At 45.8% G+C, this 942-nt stretch carries 1 protein-coding gene; it reads right to left on the reverse strand.

Annotated elements, in window-relative coordinates; genetic code table 11:
• Positions 1-253: 253 nt before the first annotated feature.
• Positions 254-787 carry a hypothetical protein gene (locus COV52_03705; GenBank protein ID PIR11425.1) on the reverse strand — a complete coding sequence of 178 codons (534 nt, stop codon included), beginning with the start codon at positions 785-787 and terminating at the stop codon, positions 254-256.
• Between the last annotated feature and the right edge of the window lie 155 nt (positions 788-942).

Here is a 942-nt window from a genome sequence, read left to right on the forward strand (position 1 = left end):
GTAGTAGAATCAAGTGCTTATCTTAAAGCACTCGAGACTGTCGCACTACCAAATAGAATTCACCCTTAGCTTCGAACCAGTTGGTCGGGAGTTCGACTAAAATGTCTGGAACATTTTAGAACGCCGAAGGCGCCCGAAGGGTGAGCCCCAAGGATGGGGCGAATAATCCTCCGGGCACCATAATCAAGTCACTCGTAGAGTGGCTTTTTTATTTGGCGGGTGACGGAAGATTTGAACTCCCGCAAACGCAAAACTAGGTACCTTGCCTGCATCGCACCCAAGGTGAAATCAGCTTATAAACCGCTTTATTAATCTGTGTGTCGGACATTGCTGTATGTTTTTGTTTAGCATAATCCCAAACCAAATCATGCGCGCCTTTCACGCAATACCAGCCTGATGTCCAGCCATAAACAGTAAACGTATTAATCTGAGGTTTTTTTACAATGGAAGAGACCGACAAGCCCGTAACATGACCATAGGGGTTTGCAAGATTATTTTCAATCACCTTCAGCATAGCCTCGACATTGTGAGGCGAACCATAGAGCAACAACTCTACCGTGCCGTTGTTTAGATTTTTCGCCGAGCCTTTAACCCGATACCGAATCGCCGCTTTGAGCGCACTTTCTCTAAAAGCGACATGCTGAACCTTGCCCTTGACGACTGCGCGCACAGCACACTGAGCGGCACTGGGCTCAGAAAATGACGGTACTGCCGAAAAAGCCAACATAGGCAACAGGACAAAAAATCCGGCAACGATTGCTTTAGCGCTCAAAACAGAACTCCTCATGAGTCATCATGAACCCTAGCCTACCGAAAATCGAAGAGAAAAACAAAAACGTGTAGGGTCTGTTTACAATGGATTTTCACGCTGCAAACTGAGTGAAATTGGTCCAAGTTGCTCATTATTTTCGTTAAATAGGGTTAGCTATTCGCCTCAAATAA

The sequence above is a fragment of the Gammaproteobacteria bacterium CG11_big_fil_rev_8_21_14_0_20_46_22 genome, from assembly GCA_002796245.1.
GTDB lineage: Bacteria > Pseudomonadota > Gammaproteobacteria > UBA12402 > UBA12402 > 1-14-0-20-46-22.